The sequence below is a fragment of the Amycolatopsis acidiphila genome, from assembly GCF_021391495.1.
GTDB classification, from domain to species: Bacteria; Actinomycetota; Actinomycetes; order Mycobacteriales; family Pseudonocardiaceae; genus Amycolatopsis_E; species Amycolatopsis_E acidiphila.
On the sequence record NZ_CP090063.1, the window covers coordinates 2,267,535 to 2,289,761 of the forward strand.

Genomic DNA, 22,227 nt, shown 5'->3' on the forward strand with positions numbered 1-22,227 from the left:
GCGTAGTCCATCCTGTGGCGCCTGGTGCTGATCGGTTTTGGCTCTAGCCTGAACCGGCACGCACCTAGAGTTGCAGGAGGCGATACCGGTGGGGCGACACGAGCCGGCCACCGGGCGGCGAGGTACCCACACGGCGCTGATCGCCACCGCGGCGGTGGTGGCGCTGGGCACCGCGGGCTGGATCACCTTCGACGTCGCCGGCGAGGACCCCGGCTGCCCGGGGCAGGACGTGATCCGGGTGGCCGCCGCCCCGGAGATCGCCGCCGTGGTGGACCGGGTCGGGCGTGGCGTCGCGGACGGCGAGTGCTTCCGGTTCGAGGTCGAGGACCGCGATCCCGCCGCCGTCGCGTCCTCGCTCGCCGTCGCCGACGGGACCCGCCGTCCGGACGTCTGGATCCCCGACTCGACCCTGCGGCTGCGCCGCGCGAAGGCCGCGGGCGCGGCCGACGTGCCGGAGTCGGGCTCCCCGGTCGCCAACTCGCCGGTCGTGTTCGCGATGACCGAGGACGCCGCGAAATCCTTGGGGTGGCCGGGAAAGACGCCGACCTGGCAGGAGCTGCTGGCCTCCGGGGTGAGCGTCGGGCTGCCCGACCCCGGGTCGGACCCGGTCGGCGTGTCGACCCTGTTCGGGATCGCGAAAGCCCTTCCACCCGGGCCCGCGGCCGCGCCCGCCTTCGCGGCGGCGATACGCCGGCTGGCGCCCAACACGCTGCCCGGCGTGGACGACCTCTACGCCCGCCTGCCCGGCGCGGGCAGTTCGAAGCAGCCGATCAGTGCGTTCCCGGCGTCGGAGACGTCGGTCCTGCGGTACAACGCGCGCAGCGGGGTCGCGGCCACGCCCGACCAGCTCGTCGCGATCTACCCGCCGCAGCCGGTGCCCTCGCTCGACTATCCGTTCGCGGTGCTGGGCGACGCCGGGCAGGCGCAGCAGCAGGCCGCCGAGAAGCTGCTGCGGGCGCTGCTCGCCCCCGACGGCCAGGCAGCCCTCGCGGCCGTCGGCGTGCGCACCCCCGACGGCCGGATGCTGTTCGGCCACACCGCGGACAGCCACGTCCGCGGCGGCGCACAGCCGCTCGCGGCGCTGCCGCCGGAGCAGGTGCTCGACGACGTGCTCAGCCAGTGGGCGAAGGTCAACACCAGCTCGCGGGCAAGGGTGCTGATCGACGTTTCCGGCTCGATGAACGCCGTCGTGCCGGACAGCGGCGGCCGGACGAGGATGGAACTGACCGCGGAGGCGGCCGCCAGGGCGCTCGACCTGTTCCGGCCCACCTCCGAGACGAGCACCTGGGTGTTCGCGACCAACCTGGACGGCGACCGTGACTACCGCGAGGTGCTGCCGATGGCCCAGGTCGGCGCGCAGCTCGCGACCGGCGCGGCGCAGAAGCTGCGTGACCTGCGGGCGACGCCGGACGGCCAGACCGGGCTCTACGACACGGTGCTCGCCGCGTACCAGCAGGCCCGGCAGGACTGGCAGGCCGGGCGGCTGAACCTGGTGATCCTGATGACCGACGGCCGCAACGAGGACCCGCACGGCATCACCCGCGACCAGCTGCTCGCGGGGTTGCGCAGTCTGCAGGACCCGCGCCGCCCGCTGCCGATCATCGGGATCGGCATGGGCGGCGACATCGACGTGCCCGAGCTGGACGCGATCACCGGGGCCACCGGCGGGAAGACGTTCGTCGCGCCGGACCCGGCCAGGATCTCCGACGTGTTCTACGGTGCGCTGGCCGGGCTTTCCTGTCCCACACCGGGTTGTGCCTGACCGGCTTGTCTACTGTGGACTCGCTGGACGACGGTCGCGCCGCTCAGCAGCACGAGCGCGCCGGCCAGCTGGACCCAGCTCAGCGCTTCGCCCAGCAGCGCCCAGGCCGTTGCCGTCGCGACGATCGGTTCCAGCAGGCCGATCACGGACGCGACGGCGGCGGGCAGATGCCGTAACGCCGTCGTGCCCAGCGCGTAGGCCAGCGCCGTCGACAACAGCGCGACGGCCACCACCAGCACCCACACCGGCGGGTGCCACGGCCCGAACGCCGCGGGCGCGTCCAGCAGGGCCACGGGGATCGTCCACGGCGGGGAGATCGCGCAGACGGCCACCGCGCCGACCACCATGCCCCAGGTGACCATGCCCAGCGGTTCGCGGGTGGTCGCGCCGTGCTCGCCGATCAGGAAGTACGCGGCCGAGCAGACCGCTCCGCCGAGCCCGGCGACGAAGCCGACCGAATCGAGGCTGAGCCCTTCCCACACCTGCGCGACCAGGGCCAGGCCGAGCATCGCGAGCGTGATCCCGAGCCACATCGTGCGCGGCAGCCGGACGCGGCGGACGAACCGGGCCCACAGCGCGATCAGCACCGGCGAGGTGAACTCGAGCAGGATCGCGATGCCGACCGGCAGCCGGTTCACCGAGACGAAGTAGCACAGCTGCACCCCGGCGACACCCAGCAGCCCGTAGCCGAGCAGCAGCGGCCATTCGGCCGGCCGCACGCGCAGCAGGCGCGGGCGGAGGATCCCGATGCCGAGCAGCAGTACCACGGCGGCCAGCGCGATCCGGGCCGCGGCGACCTGCTGGGGCGAGAGGCCGGCCAGCATCGTGGGCTTCGCGATCGTGCCCGAGCTGCCGAAGCAGGCGGAGGACACCAGGATCAGCGTGGTGCCCCGGCCGCGACGGGAGACCGGGGCGGGCGCGACAGCGGGCACTTCGAGGGACACCCCACGAGGCTAGGTGCTCGCCGGGGAGAACACGAAGTGATTTACCCGGCGCGCAAACCGGCGGCGACGTAACCGGCGATCGTCGCGAGCCGGTTACCCTGGATCCGCAGCGCGCCGAGCGCCTCGTCGTCCGGCGCGGCGGACCGGCGGGAGACGAACGAGCCGCCGTAGGGGTTTCCGGAGCCCATCAGGTGCGGGTGCGCGTAGCCGAGCGGCACCACGATCGCGCCCCAGTGGTAGAAGACGTTGTTGATCGCGAGCACGGTGGACTCCAGCCCGCCGTGCGCGGTGGACGCGGTGGTGAACGACGTCGCGACCTTGTTAGCGAGCTTTCCCTGCGCCCACAGGCCGCCCGTGGTGTCCAAATAGGACTTGAGCTGCGCGGCGGGGCCGCCGAACCGGGTCGGGCTGCCGACGGCGAGCCCGTCGGCCCAGGTCAGGTCCTCAAGCGTCGCCGGCTCGGCGTGCGGGCCCGAGTCCACGTAGGCCTGCCAGCGGGGGTTGGTCGCGATCGCCTGCGGGGGAGCGGTCTCGGCCACCGTGCGAAGCCGGACCTCGGCGCCGGCTTCGCGGGCGCCCTCGGCGAGGGAGGCGGCGAGCGCCGCGGTGTTGCCGGTGGCGCTGTAGAAGACCACGAGGATACGAGTGTCCACGCCCTCACCCTAGCGATCATGCACCGGTGTCCCATGATCTGGACGTGCTGTGCACAACGGGGGACGGAAAATTACGTTCGAAGCCGTGACCGCAGCCACCGCCGTCCTCCCGCGTACGTCCCCGCGCAGTGCCGCGTTCGGCAGCGCGATCGGCACCACGATCGAGTGGTACGACTTCTACCTCTACGCCACCGCCACCGCGCTGGTGTTCAAGCCGCTGTTCTTCCCCAACATCTCCTCGACCGCCGGCACGCTGGCCGCCTTCGCCACCTACGCGGCGGGCTTCGGCGCGCGGCCGATCGGCGCCATCGTCTCCGGTCACCTCGGCGACCGCGTCGGGCGCAAGTCCGTGCTGGTCGCAGCGCTGCTGGTGATGGGCCTGGCCACCACCGCGATCGGCGTGCTGCCGACGTTCGCGCAGGTCGGCGTGCTCGCGCCGGCGCTGCTGGTGGTGCTGCGGCTGCTGCAGGGCCTCGCCGTCGGCGCCGAATGGGGCGGCGCGGCGCTGCTGTCGATCGAGCACGCCCCGCCGGGGCGGCGGGGGCTGTTCGGCAGCTTCACCCAACTCGGCTCACCGGCGGGGATGCTGCTCGCGACCGGCGTCTACTACGCCGTGCGCTCGCTCGCGGGCGACGACGCGTTCCTGTCGTGGGCCTGGCGCCTGCCGTTCCTGCTGAGCATCGTGCTGGTGGTGATCGGGCTGGTCGTGCGGCTGCGGCTGGAGGACGCGCCGGAGTTCCAGGCGGTCAAGCAGCGCAACGAGGTCGCGCGGCTGCCGGTCGTGGAGGTGCTGCGGACCCAGCCGAAGAACGTGCTGCTCACCACCGGGCTGCGGCTGTCGCAGATCGGGCTGTTCGTGCTGCTGACCACGTACTCGCTGACGTACCTGCAGGGCACGTTCGGCAAGCAGAGCCAGGTCGGGCTGGTCGCGGTGATGGTCTCCTCGGCGCTGGGGCTGATCACCACCCCGCTGTGGGCGCACCTGTCGGACCGCTACGGCCGCCGGCCGTTCTACCTGTTCGGCGCGGTCGCCGGGGTCGTGGCGCTCGTGCTGTTCTTCCTGGCCGCGCACTCGGGCTCGGCGGTGCTGGTGGTGCTGGCGATCGTGCTGGGGGTGAACGTCGCCCACGACACGATGTACGGTCCGCAGGCCGCGTGGTTCGGGGAGCTGTTCGAGACGCGCGTGCGCTACAGCGGCGCGTCGCTCGGGTACCAGGTCGGCGCGGTGCTTTCGGGCGGTTTCGCCCCGCTGATCGCAGCCGCCCTGCTGGTCGTGGGCGGGCCGTGGCTGATCGTGGTCTACTTCGGAGTACTGGCCGTGCTGACGTTCGCGTCGGCGTTCTACGCGAAGGAGACCGCCAGGTGAGCCGGATCTACCTGAACGCCTTCGACATGGCGTGCGTGGGGCACCAGTCCGCGGGGCTGTGGCGCCATCCCGAGGACCAGGGGCATCGCTACCGCGACCTGCGGCACTGGCTCGACCTGGCGCGCACCCTGGACCAGGGCGGATTCGACGCGCTGTTCCTCGCCGACGTGCTCGGCGTGTACGACGTCTACGGCGGCTCGCGGGACGCGGCGGTGGCCGACGCGGCGCAGGTGCCGGTGAACGACCCGACGATGGCGATCTCGGCGATGGCCTCGGTCACCGAGCGGCTCGGCTTCGGGGTCACGATCTCCACGACGTACGAGCAGCCGTACCAGCTGGCCCGCCGCCTGTCCACGTTGGACCACCTGACGGACGGCCGGGTCGCGTGGAACATCGTGACGTCCTATTTGGACAGCGCGGCGCGGAACCTCGGGCTGGGCACCCAGATCCCGCACGACGAGCGGTACGAGCTGGCCGAGGAGTACGTCGAGGTCTGCTACAAGCTGTGGGAAGGCTCGTGGGAGGACGACGCCGTGGTGCGGGACGCCGAGCGCGGCGTGTTCACCGACCCGGCGAAGGTGCACGACATCGACCACAAAGGCAGGTACTTCACCGTGCCGGGCCCCTTCCTGTGCGAGCCCTCGCCGCAGCGCACGCCCGTGCTGTTCCAGGCCGGCGCGTCGCCGCGGGGCCTGCGGTTCGCCGGGGCGCATGCGGAGGCGGTGTTCGTGTCGGGGCCGTCGCCGAAGGTGGTGCGCAAGTCGGTCGACGCGCTTCGTGGTGCCGTCGCCGAGCAGGGGCGTGACCCGCGGTCGGTCAAGGTGTTCACGATGCTGACGCCGGTGGTCGCCGAGACGGGCGAGCTGGCGCGGGAGAAGCTGCGGTCGTACCAGGACCTGGTGAGCGTGCCGGGCGCGTTCGCGCTGTTCGGCGGGTGGACCGGAGTGGATCTGGCGGAGCTGGAGCTGGACACGCCGCTGAGCTACCAGGACTCGGACGCGAACCGCTCGGCGCTCGCGGCCTTCACGACGGCCGACCGGGCGTGGACCCCGAGGGAGCTGGCGGGCTTCATCGGCCTCGGCGGGCGGGGGCCGGTGGTGGCGGGCTCGCCGGGCGAGGTCGCGGACGAGCTGGAACGGTGGACCGAGGAGGCCGACGTCGACGGCTTCAACCTCGCGTACGTGACGACGCCGGGCACGTTCGCCGACTTCGCCCGGTGGGTGGTGCCGGAGCTGCGGCGCCGTGGGCGTGTCCCGGAGGCGCCAGAGCCGGGGACGCTGCGCGAGCACCTGGGCTTCCCCGGCCCACGCCTGACGCCACCCCACCCGGGCGCGGCCTACCGGCGGTGAGTGGGGGACACGCCCGACCACCGACCCAACCGGGACAGGCCCCCGCACAACGGCAACCCAAGAACGCCTAACCACCCCACCACGGCGACCCGGCAACGGCAGCCAAGAATGCCCGCGCCCAGCCCGCTCCCTAACCCCGATCCCCGCGCCCTGAACACTCCGCGATCGGGGTGGGACGGGCGTTCCCAGCCACCCGCGCCACCCGCACCCCGCACGTTCCCCAGAACCCCTCAAGGCCGCCAGGGGCTGAGCTTGTCCGTGGGGCGCGTCGGGTCGTGGAAGCGGGGCCGGTCCAGCTCCCCGGCGCGCAGCGGGACCAGGCCCGCGGTGATCGCCTGCATGATCTTCGCGTGGGCGCGCATGCCTGCGCCCGGGCGGGCGGGATCGATCTCCGAGAGGTCCACCGGCGTGCCGAAGTGCACCTTGAACGTCGGCCGGCGCAGCGGTGCGGTGAACCCCGACCGCGCGATCGGCAGCAGGTCCATGGGCCCCGTCACCTTCTCGGTGCCCCAGTAGACCGCCTCATGCGCGCCCCACTGGCTGATGGGGATCACCGGCACCCCGGCCGCCAGCGCGAGCCGCGCGGCGCCGGTCTTGCCGCGCTCCGGCCACAGGCCGGGGTCGCGGCTGATGCGGCCCTCGGGGTAGACGATGATCGGGCTCGTCGTGGTGCGCATCGCCGCCACGGCGTCGGCGAACTGCTCGACCGCGCCCGCCTTGCCGCGGTCGACCCGCAGGTGCCCGCTGGCCCGCAGCGCCGGGCCGAGCACCGGGGCGTCGAGCAGGCCGCCGGCCAGCAGGAACCGCGGCGCGATGCCGATCTGCCGGCACGCCGCGATCAGCACGAACGCGTCGAAGACACCGATGTGGTTGGGCGCCATGAGCAGCGGCTTGCCACGCAGCTCGGCCGGAATGCCGCCGCTGACCCGGAGCCTGCCCACGAGGTGGACCAGCCCGCTGTCCAGCGTCGACATCGTGCGCCAGATCGCCGGCGGCCTCCGGCGTGGCGCCCCGTTCTCCTCGTGCTGCAGCGCGACCATGGGCAGAGCATGGCAGACGCCGATCTTCACGAGTACGAGGGCGCTGTGACGAAAGTTCGTCCTGCGCCGAGAGTGGCGGATGGGACTACTGCGCTACTGCCGTTACCGTAGAAGGCATGGCAGGCGGGGCGACCACGAGGAGAAGCACGACGACGAAACGCAGCGGCGGCAAGAGCCCGGCGCGCAAGCCGCGCGCGGGGAGCAAGCCGCGTGCGCGGTCGTCGGCGCGCAGGCCCCCGGCCCGCCGCTCGTCGGGCGGCACGTTCGCCAAGGCGGTCCGCGGTGGCTGGACGTTGCTGGCCCGAGGCGCCGGGAGCATGGCCAGGACCGTCGGGCGCAGCCGTGAGCTGGAGCCGGAGCACCGTCGCGACGGGCTCGGCCTCGGCCTCATCGCGCTCGGCCTGATCCTCGCCGCCGCGGTGTGGTGGCGCGCGGGCGGTCCCGTCGGCGGGTACCTGGAGCTGGCGGCGCGCACGGTGTTCGGCGCCGCCTCGGTCACCCTGCCGCTGGTGCTGTTCGTCACCGCGATCGCGCTGATGCGCTCCGAACCGCGCCCCGAGACCCGGCCCCGGATGGTCATCGGCACCGTGCTGGTCACGTTCGCCCTGCTGGGACTGCTGCACCTGTTCAGCAGCCGGCCCGCGAGCAACGACGACCGGATGTACGCCGGCGGCCAGCTCGGCGCGCTCTCCGGCGGCCTGCTGGCCCAAGGCGTGACCCCGTGGGTCGCGGCGCCGGTGCTGATCCTCGCCCTCGGCTACGGCGTGCTCGTCTTCACCGGCACCCGCGTGCGCGACATCCCGCAGGCGCTGCGCGGCTGGGGCCTCGACCCCGAAGAACGCGAGCGCATGGAGGAGGAGCAGCGGGCGTTCGAGGAGGAGCAGCGGGCGTTCGAGGAAGAGCAGAAGGCGGTCACCGAGGCCGACCCGAAGGCCGTCCGCCTGCGCAAGCCGTCGCGGCGACGCCAGGGCAGCGGCGACAACGCCGGCGAGCAGCTCGACATCGAGGCCGCGCTCGCCGAACCGCCGACCCCGAACCGGCCGCCGAAGGTCAAGCCCGCCGACATCCCCGAGAAGAAGCCGAAGAAAGCACCCGAGCCTGCGCTGTCGGTCACCCGGACGGTCGAGGGCGACTACAAGCTCCCCTCGCCGGACCTGCTGCAGCTCGGCGACGCACCGAAGACGCGCAGCAAGGCCAACGACGCCATGATCGAGGCGATCACCGGCGTGCTGGAGCAGTTCAACGTCGACGCGCAGGTCACCGGCTTCACCCGCGGCCCGACCGTCACCCGGTACGAGGTCGAGCTGGGCCCCGGCGTGAAGGTCGAGAAGATCACCGCGCTGACCAAGAACATCGCCTACGCGGTCGCGACCGACAACGTGCGGCTGCTCGCGCCGATCCCCGGCAAGTCCGCGGTCGGCATCGAGGTGCCCAACTCCGACCGCGAGATGGTCCGCCTCGGCGACGTGCTGCGCTCGCCGAAGGCGGCCAAGGACAACCACCCGATGGTCATCGGGCTGGGCAAGGACATCGAAGGCCACTTCGTCACCGCGAACCTGACGAAGATGCCGCACCTGCTGGTCGCCGGGTCCACCGGATCCGGCAAGTCGAGCTTCGTCAACTCCATGCTCGTGTCGCTGCTGGCGCGGGCGACACCCGACGAGTGCCGGATGATCCTGATCGACCCGAAGATGGTCGAGCTGACCCCGTACGAGGGCATTCCGCACCTGATCACGCCCATCATCACCCAGCCGAAGAAGGCCGCCGCCGCGCTGGCCTGGCTGGTGGAGGAGATGGAGCAGCGCTACCAGGACATGCAGGCCAACCGGGTGCGCCACATCGACGACTTCAACACCAAGGTGAGATCCGGGGAGATCCAGCCGCCGCCGGGCAGCGAGCGGGAGTACCGGCCCTACCCGTACATCATGGCGATCGTCGACGAGCTGGCCGACCTGATGATGACCGCGCCGCGCGACGTCGAGGACGCGATCGTCCGCATCACGCAGAAGGCGCGCGCGGCGGGTATCCACCTGGTGCTTGCGACGCAGCGGCCGTCGGTGGACGTGGTCACCGGCCTGATCAAGACGAACGTGCCGTCCCGGCTGGCGTTCGCGACCTCGTCGCTGACCGACTCGCGGGTCATCCTCGACCAGCCGGGCGCGGAGAAGCTGATCGGCATGGGCGACGCGCTCTACCTGCCGATGGGCGCGGGCAAGCCGGTCCGCGTGCAGGGCGCGTTCGTCGGCGACGAGGAGATCGCCGCGGTCGTCAACTTCGCCAAGGACCAGGCGCAGCCGGACTACACCGACGGCGTCACCGCGGCCAAGGCCGGCGAGGCCAAGGAGATCGACCCGGAGATCGGCGACGACCTCGACGTGCTGCTGCAGGCGGCCGAGCTGGTGGTCACCTCGCAGTTCGGCTCGACCTCGATGCTGCAGCGCAAGCTGCGGGTCGGCTTCGCCAAGGCGGGACGGCTGATGGACCTGCTGGAGAGCCGCGGCGTGGTCGGCCCGTCGGAGGGGTCGAAGGCCCGCGACGTGCTGGTGAAGCCGGACGAGCTGGAGGGCGTGCTGTTCATGATCCGCGGCGGCGGCCCCGGCACGGCGGACGAGGACTAGAGCTCCAGCAGCATCCGGGTGTTGCCGAGGGTGTTCGGCTTGGCGTACGGCAGTTCCAGAAACTCCGCGACGCCCGGGTCGACCGAGCGGCGCATCTCGTCGTAGACCTGTTGCGGGACCGGGGTTCCGTCGATCTCGCGGAAGCCGTGCTGGGCGAAGAACCGGGTCTCGAAGGTGAGCACGAAGATCCGCCGCAGCCCCAGCTCCACGGCGTGGTCGACGAGCCGGCCCACCAGCCGGTGCCCGATGCCCTGCCCGCGCGCGGCCTTGTCCACCGCCACCGTGCGGATCTCGGCCAGGTCCTCCCACAGCACGTGCAGCGCGCCGCAGCCGACGATCTCGCCGCCGGCCTCGCCGACCCAGAACTCCTGCACGTGCTCGTAGAGGGTGACGAGCTCCTTCTCCAGCAGCACCCGCCCGGCGTCGGCGTCCACGAGGGCCTTGATCTTGCGGACGTCGGCGATCCGGGCCCGGCGGATGCCGACCCGGGTGGCGGGATCTTGCTGCACCGATCGACCGTATCCGGGCTGTGGCCGGGTTGTCGCGGTGGGTTCCACCACGTCCGGGGCCCGCTCGTATGCTGCGTCGGGTAGCCGCGGACGAACCACGGGGGGCGAGCTTGACCGGCGCGGGGTGGGATCCGTTCGTCGAGGCCGAACGGCAGGCGTCGAGGGGGCGGACGACGATACTGGCCACCCCGGACGGGGTCGGGTGGCTGCTCGTGCCGGGGCGGCCGTGGCAGTGGCGCCGCCAGGGCCGTGGCAGTTCGGCCCGCCGCCACCGGACCCCCGCTGGCGTGCGACCGCGCGGTTCATCCCGCCGCCGCCCGCCGCTCCCGCACCGATGAACCCGCCCGCGCCAGCGGCCCCGTCGCCCGGGCCGACGGCCGAAAAGCTGCCGAACGGTTCGGCGTTCGTCGCGGGTCCGGAGTCCGCCGTCGCCTACGTCGAGAAGGTCGTGCGCGTCGTGCAGTGGGCGGACGGCACACGCCACGCGGACGAGCCGGAGCGCCCCGAAACGAGCGCGAAGCCCGGGCTGCTCGACGAGGTCGCCTCGGCGATGAACTCCGACGCCCTGCGACTGATCGCGCGGGCGAACCGGGCCCGCCGGGTCCTGCAGGAGCGGAACGAGGCCGCGCCGCGGCAGCCGGGCCCGGTCGTCGTGCCCGAGCCGAACCCGATCCTGCTCTCGACCGGTCCGCTGCGCAGCGGGCACCGGCGGCTCTGGCGCGCGGTCCGCGACGAGCTCGTCGCCCGCGAGGTCTCGTTCGCCGGCTACTAGATGTGGAGCGGCCCGGAACTGAGGCAGCTCGCGGAGCAGTCGGGCAAGCCCGTGGACCTCGCCCTGCAGACCGCGATCGAGGCCGCCGAGGGCGACACCGACCCGCTGATGGTGCTGATCGACGACGTGGACGTGCTGCTCGCGGAGAACGCGGCCGGGGTGGCGCGGGTGCTCGACCGGCTGGCGCACGACCAGACGAGCTGCCGCCTGGTCACCCTCGCCGGCACCCCGGCGGTACTGGCCACGCTGACCGCCGAGTCGCCGCGGCTGGCGTCCCGGCTGATCACCTACCGGACACCGGACTTCGCCCGGCCCGCCACCGCCGCCATGCTGCTCGACGTCCTGCTGGCCGAACGCAACGCCATCGTGTCCCCGCCCGCCCGGGAGGCGTTGGCCGGCGTCGTCCGGCAGCTGCGCGCGCCCGATGCCCGGGAAATAGAGGCGATCGTCGGTGCCGCCGCGCAGCGCGCCATCGGCCGTGGCGCGCTGCTGGGCGACCGGCCGCAGATCGACGTCGCCGACGTCGGGCCCGCCCGGCCCGCGGACGACGGGCCGCCGGTGGAGCGGCTGCTGGCCGGGCTGGACGCGATGATCGGGCTGGACGCGGTCAAGCAGCGGGTGCGGGCGCTGGTCGCGGAGCTGGACGTCGACGCGCAGCGCCGGGCCGCCGGGCTCAAGGTCGCCACCCGCAGCCGCCACCTCGTCCTCACCGGCAACCCCGGCACGGCCAAGACCACGGTCGCGCGCCTGGTCGCGCGGATCTACCGGGCGCTCGGCGTGCTGCCCAAGGGACATCTGGTCGAGGTCGGTCGCGCGGACCTGGTCGCCGAGTACGAGGGCCAGACGGCGCCGAAGACGCGGGAGGTGTGCGAGCGGGCGATGGGCGGGGTGCTGTTCATCGACGAGGCGTACAACCTGGTGCAGGACGCCGACGACGACTTCGGTCGCGAAGCCGTCACGGAACTGTTGGTACAGATGGAGAACCACCGGGACGACCTGGTGGTCTTCGCCGCGGGCTACCCCAGGGAGATCGACGGGTTCCTGGAGTCCAACCCCGGCCTGCGCTCCCGGTTCGCCGGCCGGATCGACTTCCCGGACTACACCAACGAGGAGCTGGGCCGGATCTTCGAGTTGATGGCCCGGCAGCAGGGCTATGAGCTCGCCCCGGACTTCGCCGCCGCCCTGCCCGAGGCGGTCCGCCGGATCCCGCGCGGCCGCGGTTTCGCGAACGGCCGGTCCGCGCGCGGACTGCTGGAGACGGCGATCAGCCGCCAGTCCACCCGCATCGCCGCGCAGGCACAGCCCGACCCGCGCGCACTGGCCCTGCTGGTCGCGGCGGACCTGCCCACCGACGCGGGTGTGGGGCAGGCGGACGACGGCGGGCCGCGGCGTGGCCTCGGCGACCTGCTGGCGGAGCTGGACGCGATGATCGGGCTCGCCCCGGTCAAGCAGCGCGTGCACGGGCTCGTGGACGAAGCCCGCGTGGACGCGCAGCGCCGTCAGGCCGGGCTCCAGGTCGCACCGCGCAGCAGGCACCTGGTCTTCACCGGCAACCCCGGCACCGCGAAGACGACGGTGGCGCGGCTGATGGGCCAGCTCTTCCGCGAGCTGGGCGTGCTCCCGTCGGGGCAGCTGGTCGAGGCGTCCCGGTCGGACCTGGTCGCCGAGTACACGGGTCAGACGGCGCCGAAGACCCGGGACGTCTGCGAGCGTGCCATCGGCGGGCTGCTGTTCATCGACGAGGCGTACAACCTGGTGCCGGACGCCGACGACGACTTCGGCCGTGAAGCCGTCACGGAACTGTTGGTACAGATGGAAAACCACCGCGAAGATCTGGTGGTCATCGTGGCCGGGTACCCCGGCGAGATGGACGAGTTCCTCGAGTCCAACCCCGGCCTGCGTTCCCGCTTCGCCGCCGGCGTCCAGTTCCCGGACTACGACAACGACGAGCTGGCCGCGATCTTCCGCGCGATGGCGCAGACGCAGGGGTACCGGTTCGCGCCCGACTTCGCCGCCGCCCTGCCCGAGGCGGTCCGCCGGATCCCGCGCGGCCGCGGCTTCGCGAACGGCCGGTCCGCGCGTGCTCTGCTGGAGGCCACGATCGGCAGGCAGTCCAGCCGCCTGGCGCGCGAATCCCAGGCGGACCCGGCGGCGCTCGTCCTGCTCACCGCCGCCGATCTGCCGGCCGAGGCGGGTGTCGGTCAAGCCGACGCGGCGGGTCCGCGCCGCGGCCTCGAAGACCTGATGACCGAGCTCGACGGGATGATCGGGCTGGAGCCGGTCAAGCAGCGGCTGCGCACCCTGGTCGCGGAGACCCGGCTCGACGCCCGGCGGCGCCAGGCGGGGCTGCCGGTCGCCGCGCGCAGCAGGCACCTCGTGTTCACCGGCAACCCCGGCACGGCGAAGACGACGGTGGCGCGGCTGATGGGCCAGCTCTACCGCGAGCTGGGCGTGCTCCCGTCCGGGCAGCTCGTCGAGGCGACGCGCTCGGACCTCGTCGCCGAGTACCTCGGGCAGACCGCGCCGAAGACGCGGGAGGTGTGCGCGCGGGCGGTCGGCGGGCTGCTGTTCATCGACGAGGCCTACCAGCTGGCGCAGGACGACTTCGGCCACGAAGCCGTCGCGGAACTGTTGGTACAGATGGAAAACCACCGCGACGACCTGATCGTGATCGCGGCCGGCTATCCGGGCGAGATGGACCGCTTCCTCGACAGCAACGCAGGTCTGCGCTCACGTTTCGGCGGCACGGTGGAGTTCCCGGGACTACACCGACGAGGAGCTGGCCGCGATCTTCGCCACGCTGGCGGCGAAGCAGGGCTACCGGCTCGCGCCGGACCTCGCGGCCGGGCTGCCGGAGGTGCTGGCCGGGCTCGGCCGGGGGAACGGGTTCGCGAACGGCCGGTCCGCGCGTGGCCTGCTGGAGCAGGCGATCGGCGCGCAGGCGCTGCGGCTGGCCGGACCGGAGGCCGACCTCGACGGCCTCGCCGACGAGGAGCTGACCCTGCTGACGGTGGCCGATCTGCCGCGCCAGCTACCCTGAGTGTCGTGTCTTCCGCCACCGAACCCCGCCGCGTCTCCCTGCTGACCCTGGGGTGCGCCCGTAACGAGGTCGACTCCGAGGAGCTGGCAGGCCGCCTCGCGGCCGGGGGCTGGGAGCTGAGCGAAGACCCCGAGGACTCCGACGTCGTGGTCGTCAACACCTGCGGCTTCGTCGAGTCCGCCAAGAAGGATTCGGTGGACACACTGCTGGCCGCCGCCGACACCGGCGCGAAGGTCGTCGCGGTCGGCTGCATGGCCGAGCGCTACGGGGCCGAGCTCGCCGACAGCCTGCCCGAGGCCGACGCGGTGCTGGGCTTCGACCACTACCCGGACCTCGCCGAGCGGCTCGGTGCGATCGTCGACGGGCACCGGATCGAGTCGCACGTGCCGGGCGACCGCCGCAAGCTGCTGCCGATCAGCCCGGTCGAACGGCCCACCGCCGCCACCGACATCAGCGTTCCCGGCCACGGCTGGATCCCGCGCGCCCGGCTCGGCCAGGGCCCGGTCGCGGCGCTGAAGATCGCCTCCGGCTGTGACCGGCGCTGCTCGTTCTGCGCGATCCCCTCGTTCCGCGGCTCGTTCGTCTCGCGCCGTCCGGAGGAGATCGTCGCGGAGGCGGTCTGGCTCGCCGGCGAGGGCGTCAAGGAGCTGTTCCTGGTCAGCGAGAACTCGACCTCCTACGGCAAGGACCTCAGCCGCGAGGACGGCGGCACGCGCGCTCTGGAGCGGCTGCTGCCGCGGCTCGCGTCGATCGAGGGCATCGAGCGGGTGCGGGTGTCCTACCTGCAGCCCGCCGAGACCCGGCCGGACCTGGTGCGCGCGATCGCGACCACGCCCGGGGTCGCCGACTACTTCGACCTGTCGTTCCAGCACTCGAGCGAGACCGTGCTGCGGCGGATGCGCCGGTTCGGCTCCACCGACTCGTTCCTGGCGCTGATCGACCAGATCCGCGAGCTGTCGCCGGCCGCGGGCATCCGCACCAACGTCATCGTCGGCTTCCCCGGCGAGACCGAGGAGGACGTCGCCGAGCTGGAGCGCTTCCTGACGAACGCGCGGCTCGACGCCGTCGGGGTGTTCGGCTACTCCGACGAGGACGGCACCGAGGCTGAGACGTTCGCGGGGAAGGTCGACCCCGAGCTGGTCGCCGAGCGGGTCACCAAGATCTCGGCGCTGGTCGAGGAGCTGACCACGCAACGCGCGGAGGACCGGGTCGGCGAGCTCGTCGACGTGCTGATCGAGGAGACCGGGGACGAGGTGGTCGGGCGCGCCGCGCACCAGGCGCCCGAGGTCGACGGGGCGTGCATCGTGCTCGACGGCGGTGCCGTCGCGGTGGGCGAGTTCGTCCGCTGCCGCGTGGTCGGCAGCGAGGGCGTCGACCTGCTCGTCCGCCCGGACACGGACGGATGAGTGCCGTGCCCGACGAATCCGCGCAGGCCGGGGAGACCCCGCCCGCGCAGGTGCCGCCGCGGACCCCGGTCTCGAACATCAACGTCGCGAACTTCCTGACCCTTTCGCGCCTGGTCCTGGTGCCGGTGTTCATCGTGGCGCTGTTCGCCGACGACGGCACGGACACCTGGTGGCGTGCGGTGGCCACGGCACTGTTCGCCATCGCGTCGCTGACCGACCAGGTCGACGGCTGGGTGGCGCGCCGCTACGGCCTGATCACCGACTTCGGCAAGATCGCCGACCCCATTGCGGACAAGGCCCTGATCGGCGCCGCGCTGGTGGGCCTGAGCGTGCTCGGCGAGCTGCCGTGGTGGGTGACGATCGTGATCGCGGTCCGCGAGATCGGCGTGACCCTGTTGCGCTTCTGGGTCATCCGCTACGGCGTCATCCCCGCCAGCCGCGGCGGCAAGGCCAAGACGCTCACCCAGATCGCGGCGATCGTGGCGTTCCTGCTCCCGCTCCCGGCCGGCGCGACGCCGGTATGCTGGGTGTTGCTGGGCATCGCGCTCGTGCTCACCGTCGTCACCGGGGTCGACTACGTGCTGCGCGCGCTGCGGCTGCGCACGTCGGGCACCCGGCCCGTCGCGCCGTGACCCTCGCCCGCCGGCTCGTCGCCCGCCTGACCGAACGGGGCCAGACCGTCGCCACCGCCGAGTCCCTCACCGCGGGCCTGGTCTGCGTGACGCTGACCGAGGTCCCGGGGGCCAGCGCGGTCGTCCGGGGCGGGCTCGTGGTCTACGCCACCGAGCTCAAGGCCAGGCTGGCCGGGGTCGACCGGGCGTTGCTGGCCGAGCACGGCGCCGTCCACCCCGAGGTCGCGGCGCAGCTCGCCGAAGGCGCGCGGGAGTGCTGCGGCGCCGACTGGGGGCTGGGGCTGACGGGGGTGGCCGGGCCCGACCCGCAGGACGGGGTGGTGCCGGGCACGGTGCACATCGGGCTCGCCGGAGCGGGTGTGCGCGACGTGCGCACGCACTGGTTCGAGGGAGACCGGAGATCGGTTCGAACCGAGTCGGTCCGTGCCGCGTTGCTCCTGTTGGGGGAACATCTGGCCTGAGCCAGACGTTCGCCCTTGGCGTACGGCCGTGTCAACCGCTGCGGCGGAGGGCCCGGTCTGGGTAACGTGGTCGGTACCAGGAAGGGAGGCGCGTGATGACCGTGCTGTTGCGTGAGGCGATCGGTGATCGGCTCCGTCATGCCCGCACCAACCAGCGTCGCACACTGCGCGACATCTCCCGCGCCGCCAAGGTGAGCCTCGGCTACCTGTCGGAGGTGGAGCGGGGACAGAAAGAGGCGTCGAGCGAGCTGCTGGCCTCCATCTGCCAGGCGTTGGAGCTCCCGCTCGGTGAGTTGCTGCACAACGTGGCCGCCGACGTCTCCGCGCTCGACACAGTCGACGTGGCCACGATGGCCGAGGGCGAGGGCCCGAAGGGCCGTGCCGAGGCCGAGCGCCGTGCGGCCGCGGGCGAGCTCGAAGGCGGCCGGATGGTCGAGGGCGTGATCGGCAATGACCTCGCCGACCTGCGGGTCTCCCCTCAGCGCATGGGCCCGGCCCTGCGCACGACGATCCACGCGCCGAAGATGGTCGCGGCGTAGGGACCCGGTTCTTCGCAGAGGCCACTTTCCGGACGTCGCTGTCCGGGAGGTGGCCTCGCGGTCATTCCGGGGGCGCGGATCGGGGTAGTCCCTGAAATCCCCCGGGGTCGCCTGGAAGACCGGGCGCTGACCTGACACGATGGAACCCACGCCGAGGCTGGGACGTTGCTGGATCAAGGGGAGAGCAGCGCCCCATCGGCCGGACAACTTGGACAGTGGGACGCAAGAAGGCAGGCGGAGCAGATGGCCAACCCGTTCATCAAGGCCTGGAAGTACCTGATGGCGGCGTTCTCGTCGAAGATCGACGAGCACGCCGACCCGAAGGTGCAGATCCAGCAGGCCATCGAGGACGCACAGCGCAACCACCAGGCGCTGTCCCAGCAGGCCGCGGCGGTGATCGGTAACCAGCGGCAGCTGGAGATGAAGCTCAACCGGCAGCTGGGCGAGGTCGAGAAGCTGCAGGCCTCGGCCCGCCAGGCGCTGGTGCTCGCCGACGAGGCCCGCTCGAAGGGCGACGAGCAGAAGGCGACCCAGTACGAGAACGCCGCCGAAGCGTTCGCGACGCAGCTGGTCACCGCCGAGCAGAGCATCGAGGACCTCAAGACGCTGCACGACCAGTCGCTGCAGGCGGCCGCGCAGGCCAAGCAGGCCGTCGAGCGCAACGCCACGATGCTGCAGCAGAAGCTGGCCGAGCGCACGAAGCTGCTCTCGCAGCTGGAGCAGGCCAAGATGCAGGAGAAGGTGTCGGCCTCGCTCAACCAGATGTCGGAGCTGGCCGCGCCGGGCAACACGCCGTCGCTCGAAGAGGTCCGCGAGAAGATCGAGAAGCGCTACACCACGGCGCTGGGCTCGGCGGAGCTGGCGCAGAACTCGGTCCAGGGCCGGATGCTGGAGGTCCAGTCGGCGACCACGGAGCTGGCCGGGCATTCCCGGCTGGAGCAGATCCGCGCGTCGATGGAGGGCAAGCCGGTCGCGCAGGTGACCGACGGCGCGGAGCCGTCGAAGTCGTCGACGGCGCCGACCGCGGACATCCAGCGCGAGATCCAGGCGCGGGTGCAGGCCGAGCAGCAGAAGAACCAGGCCTGACCGGGACACGGCATGGGGTCGGGCAGGCGGGACTTCGGCGAGTTCGGCGCGAAGCTGGAAAAGCACCTGGAACGCCTGCCCGACTACGCGCAGCGCGCGCAGGAGAAGCTGCAGCGGTACTTCCCGCCGGAAGGTGAGCAGAACCCGTTGCGCCGCCCGGCGCCGCCCCGGGCGGTGACGATCACCGACGTGCCGGTGTTCGCCGAGGCCCGTTCGCGATGGGCCCGGTGGAACGCGCCGGAGGCGAAGCTTGAGCGCCGCAAGCGGCGGGCGTCGCGGACGCTGACGTTGTGGATCGTGTTGACGCTGCTGTGCGTGCTGTACGCCGTGTTCACGGGCTTCGGGCTGGTGGGCGCCGGTGGGCTGGGCGAAGCCGCCGGCGGGATCGCCGGGGCCGTCGTGTTCGGCGCGCTGGGCGTGCGGTCGGGTCTGCGACTACGGCAGCTGAACCGGACCGAACTGCCGGCGAGCAGCACGCCGCCGCCGCTGCCGGGGCCGAACTCCGCGGCCCGCAGGCCCATGGAGCGGCTGGCCGAATGCGAGGCGTCGCTGGCCGAGCTGTTGCGGCAGCTGTCGGAGTCGGTCGTGCCGGACATCTCGGTCGAGGACGCGCGAGCGACGGCCGCGGAGGCCGCGTCGGCGCTGCGGGCCCTGGCCGGCCGTGTTCAGGCGATCGAGCGGGCACGCAACTCCGCCCCCGCAGGGGAGCGCAAGGCCCTCGAGGCCGCGATCCGCACCCTGCGCGAACAGCTGGACGACGGCCTGGACAGCTACGGCGCGCTGATCGCGGCGGCGGGGCACGCGGTCGCCGCCGGCGGCAGCGGCCTGCAGCCGTCGAAGGACGCGCTCACCGACGCGACCGACCGGCTCGCCGGTCTCGCGATCGCCCTGCGGGAGCTTTCCTGACGCGGGCTGCTCCCACAGGGTGAAGCGGTTCGATACCTGTGCGTAACGCGAGACGGCTGTTGTCCGGAATATCCGCTGCTTACCGTCGGATGGATGGAGACGCTGCCGCTGCCCCCAGAACCGGCGCCACTACCCCCGGCGCCGCTCAGTGCTCACCGCCAGGTCCTCGCCGCGTACGACCGTATCGCCGAGGCCGGCCGACCCGAACTGTGGACCATCCTCCGCCCCTGTGAAGACGTCCTCGTCGACGCGAAAGCCGTGGACGAGCGCGTGCGCGCCGGCGAGCCGCTGCCGCTCGCGGGCCTGCTCGCCGCGGTCGCCGACCCCCTCGACGTCGCCGGCCTGCCGACGAGCGGCCGCCCGGACACGAGCGCTACCGCGGTCCGCCGCCTGACCGAGGCCGGTGCCGTCGTACTCGGCAAGATAGTCCTGGACCGGTCCGGCGCCGCCGTGGTCGCGCTCGGTCTGGTCGACGTCACGATCGGAACCGGGATGGCGGCGTGCGACGGCGTCGTCGGGCTCGCCCCGACACCCGGCCTCGTCCCCGTGACCGGCGTGCCGGACCGCGTCGGCGTCTTCGCCCGCACCGTCGCCGACGGCCAGCGCGTTCTGGCCGCGATGACCGGGCCCGACCCCGCCGATCCGTCCAGCCGGGCGTGGCCGTCGTCGGTGCGGCTTTCGGCGGGAGAACGGCCAAGGCTGGCCATTCCCGTCGAGGCCGCGTCCGGCGCTTTCCGTACGGCCGTCGAGGATCTGCTCGCCGCCGGTGCCACCGTCGAAACCGTTGGCAGCACAGGGTTTCTCGACCACACCGCGAAGTACGACGCGCTGTTGCTGCCGTTGGCCCCCGAGCACGGCGAGCTGCTCGGGTTCCCGGTGGTCACGGTGCCCGGTGTCAGCGTCGTCGCGCGGCTGTTCGAGGACCAGATCGCGCTCGACATCGCCGCGTACCTGCATGCCGAGCAGATCCGGAACCCTTATCCGGACACCGGAATCGACCTCGTCGTGTTCGGTGCGCACCTACGGGGCCAGCCGCTCAACACGCAGCTGACCGACCTCGGCGCGCGGTTTCTCGGCGAGGTGGAGACCGCCGGTTCCTACCGGATGGTCGCGCTGCCCACCAGCCCGCCGCAGCCCGGCATCCTCCCGGTCGCCGGGGGCGCCCCGCTCGCGGGCGAACGGTGGACGATCTCACCTGCGGGGCTGGGCTCGTTCCTCGACGGGCTGCCTCAGCCGATGAGACCGGGCGAGATCGAGCTGGCGGACGGCAGCACCGCGATGTCCTTCCACTGTGGCGTGCCGGCGGGCGCGCACGCCCGGGACATCACCAGGTTCGATGACTGGCGGGCATACCTGCGACACCTCACCGCCACCCGGCCAATGTCCTGTTGATCTCCCGGATCAGCCCGGGCCCCCGCAACGCGAACCCGGTGTAGACCTGGACGAGGCTGGCGCCCGCGTCCAGCAGCGCTCGCGCGTCCGCGCCACTGAGGACCCCGCCGACGCCGATGATCGGCAACCTGCCTTCGGTGTGCTCGTGGACGAACCGCACCACCTCGCGGGCGCGCGCGGCCAGCGGACGGCCGGAGAGCCCGCCGGTTTCCTTGCCCAGCGCGGCTTCCGGGCCGGTGAGTCCGTCGCGGGACAGCGTCGTGTTGGTCGCGATCACCCCGGCCACGCCGTGCGCGTCGCACACCTCCAGCAGCTCGGCGAGCGCGGTGTCGGTCAGGTCGGGCGCGACCTTCACGAGCAACGGCGTCGGAGTCACGGCGAGCTCGGCCGACGTGCGCTGGAGTTCGCCCAGCAGCTCCGCGAGCGCATTTTTGTCCTGCAGCTCCCGCAATCCGGGGGTGTTGGGGGAGCTGACGTTGACGGCGAAGTAGTCCGCGTACGGGTACAGCGCGCGCAGCGAGTGACGGTAGTCGTCGACGGCGTCGTCCAGTGGGACCACTTTGGACTTGCCGATGCTGATTCCCAGTGGAACAGCCGGTTTCCCGCCGTCCGCGAGCCGTCGGGCGAGCGCGTCCGCGCCGGAGTTGTTGAACCCCATGCGGTTGACGACCGCGTCGTTGGCGGCGAGGGTGAACAGGCGCGGCTTCGGGTTCCCCGGCTGCGCGAGCCGCGTGACGGTGCCGACCTCGACGAAGCCGAAGCCCAGCGAAGGCCAGGCGTGCAGCGCGCGCCCGTCCTTGTCCATGCCCGCGGCCAGCCCGACGCGGTTGGGAAAACGCAGCCCGAAGACGGTGGCGGGGTCGTCGGCGGCGTAGAAGTCACGCAGGAGCGGGGGCTGGGCGGGCAGCAGGCTCAGGGCGCGGACCGTCCGCTCGTGCACGGTTTCGGGGTCGTCGCGGTTGAGCCGGTAGAGCGCGGGGCGGATCAGCTTCTCGAACAGCACGCCCTACATCTTCGCTCAGCCCTTCTGCCACTCCGTGTCCAGCATCGCGTAGACGAGCTCGTCGACCCATTGGCCCTTCACGCGCTCGTTCTCGCGCAGGTGCGCCTCGCGGCGCATGCCGAGGCCCTCCATGAGCGAGGCGGAGGCGATGTTGCGGGCGTCACAGCGGCCGAAGATGCGGTGCAGCTTCAGTTCGTCGAAGCCCAGGCGCAGGATCTCGATGGCCGCCTCGGCCGCGTAGCCCTTCCCGTGGTGGCGGGGGTGCAGGACGATGGTGAGTTCGCCGGTGCCGTGCTCGGCGCTCGTCCAGCCCAGGGACAGCTCGCCGATGAGCTCGCCGGTGTCGACGAGCTCGACCCCCATGGACAGCGTCTGGCCGGGCTGCGTGAGGCTGGTGTGCTCCGCCTTCTTCGTCAGCAGCTCGAGGCTCTGCGCGCGGCCGTGGGGCTCCCAGTACAGGAAGCGGACGACTTCGGGGTGTGCGTAGAGCGCGTGGAACGCCGTGATGTCGTTCCGGGTCAAGGGGCGCAGGATCAGCCGCGGCGTCTTGATGGGGTATGTGGGCTGGAGCACACGGAGCAGCGTAACCGCCCGCGGGCCGCTCACCTGGGTGAATGCGGCAGGAAATATGCAAAAGTTAGGAAACCGGTGGCAGCCGGGGGTGCTCGTCACCTGATCGACTGCGGGCATTTCCGGCAGTCGGCGCAATCTTCGCGGGCACCGCTCCGCCGGGCGTCGCCTGGTCCCGG

Annotated in this window: 18 protein-coding genes and 1 pseudogene; 13 read left to right on the forward strand and 6 right to left on the reverse strand. The window is 72.4% G+C overall.

Annotation, left to right across the window (positions count from 1 at the left end):
* Positions 1–88: 88 nt before the first annotated feature.
* The gene (locus LWP59_RS11070; RefSeq protein WP_229858317.1) at positions 89–1,762 is read left to right on the forward strand and encodes a substrate-binding domain-containing protein; all 1,674 of its coding nucleotides are present in this window, start codon (positions 89–91) and stop codon (positions 1,760–1,762) included.
* Here LWP59_RS11070 and LWP59_RS11075 read toward each other — a convergent pair.
* Positions 1,714–2,706, reverse strand: a complete 993-nt coding sequence (locus LWP59_RS11075) for an EamA family transporter (protein WP_144646123.1) — start codon at positions 2,704–2,706, stop codon at positions 1,714–1,716. The genes LWP59_RS11070 and LWP59_RS11075 overlap by 49 nt on opposite strands.
* A 41-nt stretch (positions 2,707–2,747) precedes the next feature.
* Positions 2,748–3,359, reverse strand: a complete 612-nt coding sequence (gene wrbA, locus LWP59_RS11080) for an NAD(P)H:quinone oxidoreductase (RefSeq protein ID WP_144646125.1) — start codon at positions 3,357–3,359, stop codon at positions 2,748–2,750.
* Positions 3,360–3,444: 85 nt separating this feature from the next.
* Between wrbA and LWP59_RS11085 the strand changes: the two genes are divergently transcribed.
* Positions 3,445–4,725, forward strand: coding sequence for an MFS transporter (locus tag LWP59_RS11085; protein ID WP_222425757.1), 1,281 nt, complete (start codon positions 3,445–3,447; stop codon positions 4,723–4,725).
* Positions 4,722–6,074 (forward strand): LLM class flavin-dependent oxidoreductase, encoded by a 1,353-nt coding sequence (locus LWP59_RS11090; RefSeq protein ID WP_191334871.1) that lies wholly within the window; start codon positions 4,722–4,724, stop codon positions 6,072–6,074. Before LWP59_RS11085 ends, LWP59_RS11090 begins: the two co-directional genes overlap by 4 nt.
* Before the next feature lie 230 nt (positions 6,075–6,304).
* On the opposite strand, the gene LWP59_RS11095 is transcribed toward LWP59_RS11090, so the two are convergent.
* Positions 6,305–7,114: a lysophospholipid acyltransferase family protein gene (locus LWP59_RS11095; RefSeq protein WP_144643916.1), complete on the reverse strand. Its 810-nt coding sequence runs from the start codon at positions 7,112–7,114 to the stop codon at positions 6,305–6,307.
* A gap of 116 nt (positions 7,115–7,230) precedes the next feature.
* Here LWP59_RS11095 and LWP59_RS11100 point away from each other — a divergent pair, with 116 nt between their 5' ends.
* Positions 7,231–9,732, forward strand: a complete 2,502-nt coding sequence (locus tag LWP59_RS11100) for an FtsK/SpoIIIE family DNA translocase (RefSeq protein ID WP_144643918.1) — start codon at positions 7,231–7,233, stop codon at positions 9,730–9,732.
* On the opposite strand, the gene LWP59_RS11105 is transcribed toward LWP59_RS11100, so the two are convergent.
* Positions 9,729–10,241 carry an amino-acid N-acetyltransferase gene (locus tag LWP59_RS11105; RefSeq protein WP_144643920.1) on the reverse strand — a complete coding sequence of 171 codons (513 nt, stop codon included), beginning with the start codon at positions 10,239–10,241 and terminating at the stop codon, positions 9,729–9,731. The genes LWP59_RS11100 and LWP59_RS11105 overlap by 4 nt on opposite strands.
* 202 nt (positions 10,242–10,443) lie before the next feature.
* On the opposite strand from LWP59_RS11105, the gene LWP59_RS11110 reads away from it, so the two are divergent.
* From LWP59_RS11110 to LWP59_RS11150, 9 genes and pseudogenes are all read left to right on the forward strand, one after another.
* Complete coding sequence (locus tag LWP59_RS11110; RefSeq protein WP_144643922.1) at positions 10,444–11,013, forward strand: hypothetical protein; 570 nt, start codon at positions 10,444–10,446, stop codon at positions 11,011–11,013.
* A 588-nt stretch (positions 11,014–11,601) separates the two neighbouring features.
* A pseudogene (locus LWP59_RS11115) lies at positions 11,602–13,758 on the forward strand (AAA family ATPase); the annotation flags it as partial.
* Positions 13,759–14,058: 300 nt separating this feature from the next.
* On the forward strand, positions 14,059–15,459 hold the full coding sequence (gene rimO, locus LWP59_RS11120) for a 30S ribosomal protein S12 methylthiotransferase RimO (protein ID WP_373299936.1): 1,401 nt from the start codon (positions 14,059–14,061) through the stop codon (positions 15,457–15,459).
* Positions 15,456–16,091 (forward strand): CDP-diacylglycerol--glycerol-3-phosphate 3-phosphatidyltransferase, encoded by a 636-nt coding sequence (gene pgsA, locus LWP59_RS11125; protein ID WP_144643926.1) that lies wholly within the window; start codon positions 15,456–15,458, stop codon positions 16,089–16,091. The genes rimO and pgsA overlap by 4 nt, the downstream gene beginning before the upstream one ends.
* Positions 16,088–16,552 (forward strand): CinA family protein, encoded by a 465-nt coding sequence (locus LWP59_RS11130; protein ID WP_229858320.1) that lies wholly within the window; start codon positions 16,088–16,090, stop codon positions 16,550–16,552. The genes pgsA and LWP59_RS11130 overlap by 4 nt, the downstream gene beginning before the upstream one ends.
* Before the next feature lie 95 nt (positions 16,553–16,647).
* On the forward strand, positions 16,648–17,091 hold the full coding sequence (locus LWP59_RS11135; protein WP_186383544.1) for a helix-turn-helix domain-containing protein: 444 nt from the start codon (positions 16,648–16,650) through the stop codon (positions 17,089–17,091).
* A 243-nt stretch (positions 17,092–17,334) separates the two neighbouring features.
* Complete coding sequence (locus LWP59_RS11140; RefSeq protein WP_144643932.1) at positions 17,335–18,177, forward strand: PspA/IM30 family protein; 843 nt, start codon at positions 17,335–17,337, stop codon at positions 18,175–18,177.
* A gap of 12 nt (positions 18,178–18,189) precedes the next feature.
* Positions 18,190–19,083 (forward strand): phage shock envelope stress response protein PspM, encoded by an 894-nt coding sequence (gene pspM / locus LWP59_RS11145; RefSeq protein ID WP_144643934.1) that lies wholly within the window; start codon positions 18,190–18,192, stop codon positions 19,081–19,083.
* Positions 19,084–19,176: 93 nt separating this feature from the next.
* Positions 19,177–20,475: an allophanate hydrolase-related protein gene (locus LWP59_RS11150; RefSeq protein ID WP_144643936.1), complete on the forward strand. Its 1,299-nt coding sequence runs from the start codon at positions 19,177–19,179 to the stop codon at positions 20,473–20,475.
* Here LWP59_RS11150 and LWP59_RS11155 read toward each other — a convergent pair.
* On the reverse strand, positions 20,447–21,478 hold the full coding sequence (locus tag LWP59_RS11155; RefSeq protein WP_144643938.1) for a quinone-dependent dihydroorotate dehydrogenase: 1,032 nt from the start codon (positions 21,476–21,478) through the stop codon (positions 20,447–20,449). The genes LWP59_RS11150 and LWP59_RS11155 overlap by 29 nt on opposite strands.
* 15 nt (positions 21,479–21,493) lie before the next feature.
* Complete coding sequence (locus tag LWP59_RS11160; protein ID WP_144643940.1) at positions 21,494–22,051, reverse strand: GNAT family N-acetyltransferase; 558 nt, start codon at positions 22,049–22,051, stop codon at positions 21,494–21,496.
* Positions 22,052–22,227: the final 176 nt, after the last annotated feature.